This window comes from Streptomyces chlorus (genome assembly GCF_042655885.1).
GTDB classification, from domain to species: Bacteria; Actinomycetota; Actinomycetes; order Streptomycetales; family Streptomycetaceae; genus Streptomyces; species Streptomyces chlorus.
The window spans coordinates 1-4,821 of record NZ_JBHSOA010000142.1 but is presented as its reverse complement, the minus strand read 5'-3'; the positions used below and the strand labels follow the sequence as shown (position 1 = coordinate 4,821).

The 4,821-nt window shown below is 68.8% G+C and carries 4 protein-coding genes and 1 CRISPR repeat array; all 4 genes read right to left on the bottom strand.

What is annotated here, in order from left to right:
- Nucleotides 1–47: 47 nt before the first annotated feature.
- Complete coding sequence (locus ACFPZI_RS36880; RefSeq protein WP_326752590.1) at nucleotides 48–1,649, bottom strand: MFS transporter; 1,602 nt, start codon at nucleotides 1,647–1,649, stop codon at nucleotides 48–50.
- A gap of 319 nt (nucleotides 1,650–1,968) precedes the next feature.
- On the bottom strand, nucleotides 1,969–2,469 hold the full coding sequence (locus tag ACFPZI_RS36875; protein ID WP_355886191.1) for a MarR family winged helix-turn-helix transcriptional regulator: 501 nt from the start codon (nucleotides 2,467–2,469) through the stop codon (nucleotides 1,969–1,971).
- A 390-nt stretch (nucleotides 2,470–2,859) separates the two neighbouring features.
- Nucleotides 2,860–3,437: a CRISPR direct-repeat array (repeat unit 29 nt; unit sequence GGAGCATCCCCGCAGGCGCGGGGTCGACG).
- Nucleotides 3,438–3,454: 17 nt separating this feature from the next.
- Complete coding sequence (locus ACFPZI_RS36870) at nucleotides 3,455–3,577, bottom strand: hypothetical protein (RefSeq protein WP_381371531.1); 123 nt, start codon at nucleotides 3,575–3,577, stop codon at nucleotides 3,455–3,457.
- Nucleotides 3,578–4,390: 813 nt separating this feature from the next.
- Complete coding sequence (locus tag ACFPZI_RS36865; protein WP_381371530.1) at nucleotides 4,391–4,561, bottom strand: hypothetical protein; 171 nt, start codon at nucleotides 4,559–4,561, stop codon at nucleotides 4,391–4,393.
- Between the last annotated feature and the right edge of the window lie 260 nt (nucleotides 4,562–4,821).

The following is a 4,821-nucleotide window of genomic DNA, read 5'->3' as shown; positions in this document are numbered from 1 at the left end:
GGCGTCACGTCGGTGCCGCCGTGCGGCGACAGTGGGTCGAGAGCGGATCAGGAGGGCGCGCCCACCGGCACGTCCGGCCGCAGCTCGCCGTCCTCGTCGAGGTCCGGCGGGATCGTCGACAGCGCGCTCGCATGGAGGTCCTTGGTCCGCAGCATCAGGAAACCGATGAGCGCGGCGATGAACCCGAGGATCGCGCAGAGGGTCATGGCGCCGTGGAACGCGGTCATGAACGCGTCCCGTCCGGCGGCGACCACCTGCTCCTGGAGCGCACCCGCGTTCGCGGCGACCGCGTCGAACGCGCCGGCGCTGATGCCGTGGGCGGCTTCCTCGGCGGCGGCATCACCCATCTGCTGTCCGACCGCCGACGCGGCGAACTCGTCGGCCACGCGGTTCTGGAAGAAGGCGCCCACACCCGCGATCCCGACAGCGACACCGACCTGCTGAAAGGTCTCGTTGATGCCGGACGCGACACCGGACTTGGCCGGCTCGGCGACGCCGATGGCCAGCGCCGCCCGGGTCGGGTTGAAGGCGCCCATGCCGAAGCCGGCGATGATCAGGGCCGGCAGGAGCACGGTCCAGGCCGAGTCGACCTCCGCCAGGTTGAGGAAGAGCAGGCCGATCGCCATGACGAGGGTGGAGCCGCCGAGCAGGATCCGGAAGGGGACCTTGCCGATGAGTCCGCCGCCGATCGCGCCGGCCACGAACATCGCGGCCGTCAGCGGCAGGAACCGCAGCCCCGCGTCCCAGGCGTCCATGCCCAGCATGTTCTGGAGGTAGCTGGTCTCGAAGAACACCGACGGCAGGGCGCCCGCGTTGCCGATCATGGCGACGAGGGAGATGCCGATGAAGGTGCGGTTGCGGAAGAACGCCAGGTCGATCATCGCGCGCTCGCCCAGGCGCCGCTCGATGAACAGGAACACCACCAGGAAGACAGCGCTGGCCGCGTACAGGCCGAGCGTGTTGACGCTGGTCCAGCCCTCCTCGGGCGCCCGGATGGTGGCGAACACCAGGGCCCCGAGCGCGATGCTGAAGGTGATCAGTCCGGCCCAGTCGGTGGGATGGGCCCGCCGGTTGAGCGACTCGCGCACCCGCAGCGCGCCGACGAGGACGGCGAGGATGCCGACCGGCACGTTGATGTAGAAGATCCAGCGCCAGGACAGCGAGCTGGTCAGCGACCCGCCGATGAGCGGTCCGGCGGCGACGGCGACACCGACGGCGGCACCGAACACGGTGAAGGCGGTGGCCCGCTCCTTGCCGTGGAATTCGTGGCTGAGCATGGCCGGGCCGACCGCGAACATGACGGCCGCGCCGACGCCCTGCACGGCGCGGTAGAGGCTCAGCGCGGTGGCGTCACCGGCCAGGCCGCAGGCGAGCGAGGCGATGGTGAAGATGACGAAGCCCACCTGGAAGAGCCGCTTGCGGCCGAGCCGGTCGGCGAGTGAGCCCGCTGCCACCAGGAAGATCGCGAGGGTGAGGGCGTAGGCGTCGAACACCCACTGCAGGTCGGCGAAGCTGCTGTCCAGGGACTCGTGGATCGCCGGCAGCGCGACGGCCACCACGCTCAGGTCGAGCATCAGCATGAACGTGCCCAACGCGACGATCCCCAGGGTCCACCACCTTGCGGGCGATGGTGCGCGTTCTGCGGACATGACGGGGACTCTCCTATCAACCGGATTCATCGATGATAGAAAAATAGATGATTGGAAAGTCGAGGTCAACCGCAGTCACGGTGAGTGACGAGGATCCGGCCGCCCCCGCACCGCCCCGCGGCAGGACCCACACGCGGTCACGGACGGACGGCGGGGAAGCGGAGGGAACCGGCGGACGGACGAGGACAGACGAAGAGCGGACGAAGGACGAAGAGGGCCGGCGGGCAAACGAAAGCGGGCGGACCCCCAAGGGCCCGCCCGCACCACCGCCAACGCCACCGCCGCTGCCGTCAACTCACCTCCGTGCCGCCCGTTCCGGTCAGTCGGAACAGACGGACGCGGGCCAGCGGCCCGCCAGCATCCGGTCGAGCATCCTGCGCATCACTTCGCGCTCGTCGTCGTCGAGCGCGCCGAAGAACGCCGTCTCGACCTCGGTGACCACACTGTCCACCGCCGCCAGCGCCGCACGGCCGGCGTCGGTGAGGATCAGGTTGTACCGCCGCCGGTCGGCGGGGTTGCGCCGCCGCTCGACGTGCTGGTTGCGCTCCATCTCGTCGATGACCGTCACGACCGTGGTCGGGTCGAGGTTGAGCAGCCGGCTCAGGTCCTGCTGGGAGAGCTCGGGCCCTCCGGCCAGCGAGGCCAGCACGAAGAAGTACCTGCTGCGCATGCCGACCGTCTCCAGGGCCTTCTCCACGTCCTCGAGCAGCAGCAGCGCCGCCTTGTGGAGCAGGTATCCGGGACGCTCGGCGATGAAGAAGTCCTCGCGTGGCCGCAGTGGTGCCCCGTCCCGCTCGGCATTGCCGCCACTGCGCGTCATGGGCCGACTCCCTTCAACCATACGAAACGTCTACCATCGAAGATACCAACGCTTCGGACGCCCGGAACGTGCCGTGCGGCGTCCGGGCAGTCGGCGTCCAGGCAACGGCCTCACTCCCCGGGCCGGTTCCAACGCCCCGCACCCGCCGCGCTTTCCCCGAAGCGCCGATCATCCCGGAGCGGGGGTGCACAGTCGCCTCACGACCGCCGCCGAGCATGTCACCTCGCACTCGATCGCGTCTTCCGCCATACCCCAGCGTTCCCACATGAGCACGGTGAGGACGACGCTCCCGACCTCGATTGCGACACCGCTCCGCTTCAGCAACCGAACGCCCAGACGCAGGTCCGCTTACTCGGACATACGACCATGGCGCGGTAAAACAGAACCCATGGAGCATCCCCGCAGGCGCGGGGTCGACGGCAACGCCAGTAGTGGGGACTCCTACGTCCAGGGAGCATCCCCGCAGGCGCGGGGTCGACGTCACCTTCGACGGCGACGCGATCCCGAGCGCCGGAGCATCCCCGCAGGCGCGGGGTCGACGCCAACAAGACCGTCACGCTGGACCTGAGCAAGGGAGCATCCCCGCAGGCGCGGGGTCGACGGCCGCTGTACGACCTCGACGCCCTCGACCGTCGGAGCATCCCCGCAGGCGCGGGGTCGACGACTCCGGCCAGCAGCACCTCGTCACCACCGGCGGAGCATCCCCGCAGGCGCGGGGTCGACTGCGCGTAGGGGAGGGGTGGCAGCCCGTGCCGCGGAGCATCCCCGCAGGCGCGGGGTCGACCCTTCGACGCCGGCGGCCCGGCCGAGGTCGTCCGGAGCATCCCCGCAGGCGCGGGGTCGACGGTGCAGGCGGTGGACCGGGGGCCGTTCGGGAGGGAGCATCCCCGCAGGCGCGGGGTCGACGTTTGCAAAACGTCTGTGGCGCCCCGGTAGAGGGGAGCATCCCCGCAGGCGCGGGGTCGACACTTGCTGAGCTGGGGCTTTACCCGGCGGGGTGGCTGTTTTCATTTAGTTGCTTCTTGGAACGGGGCAAGAGGATCAGCCCGCCGGAGTTGACGGGCTGCCAGCGGTCGCGGGCCCAGCGGCTGGAGTTGTCGATGAACATGTCGCCAAGCAGGTTGGTGCCCCCTCTCGGTAGTCGGCCTCGGCACCACCCTCGCGGCTGTCGACGGCGCATCTGATCAGGCCACCCGAAGACGCGGGTGATTGTTAAAGATGCCCTCCATGATTGCGCCGCCACTGCGGCGTACGAACAAGCGGTCGCAATACGTCGTGGCAACGATACGACCCCCATCATGCAGAGGTTCGGAGATCACATATGGCGAGACCGCGACTGTTGCGACTCACCCTTGTCCACATGTTCGTATCCATCTTTGACGACAGGCATCCTCCTGCTGGAAGTTGATCGGCGGGATCGCAGCCTGCGAGCCACGATGCCGCCGACACTCATGGGTCACTTACGGGTGGCGCGGTGCACCTGCTGGAGGGCTCGACCCATGCCACAGGCGCTGTTGGTACACGGCCGGCAGTTCACGGCGTGCTCCAGGTGCCTGCACCCATGCCTCCTCGCGTTGAGGTGGCGAGGCGCGCACTCAGGGCAGGTGTAGACGTTCCATCCCGGCCCGGTATCAACATGGATCGTCCGGACCGTCACGGGTGCCTGAGTGGTGTGCTTGCAGCGGACACACATCCTCATGCCGTCAGCTCCTACGTAGCCGCTCCCCAGCGCCATCGCAGCGCGGGCATTCGCACGGCGGCCAGGCCGAGCTGAACGCGAACGGGTCGAGCGGGGTATCGGACGTGATCCGCACCTCGCTGCGTTGCTCGACCACGCGACCGTCACGGACCCGGGTTACCTGCATGGTCATCAGGTGTACGGACTTGGATGTCTCGCCACCCTCGGCGGCCTGGTCGGCGCTCACTCTTCACCCCCGTGCGCGGCGGCACGGTGCCGGGTGAGCAACACCCGGCAGTCGGACTCACGCGAGTAGTCGCCCTCGGCGTGTGCGGACCGCTGCTCGTCGCCGAGCCGTACGCACTCAGCGCACGCGGGGGGAGCCGTGGCGGGGGGTGGTGTTCTACGATCCATGGGTCGTCGCTCCTATGCAGCGGTGGCCATGCCCCCGGTCCGGTCACACGGTCGCGGGGGTCTTCTGTGGCCGATCCTAGAGGACCTGTATACCCCTGTCAGCCCATGTCTATAGCTAGGAGCATCTATGTCCAGGTGTGGGCGGATACATACGCTCAGGCCGTGACCGATTTTGAGTTCGACCCGACGCGACCGAAGTGGGAGCAGATTGCCGACGCTCTCAGGGCTCGCATCGCTGACGGCACCTACCCGCCTCGCCA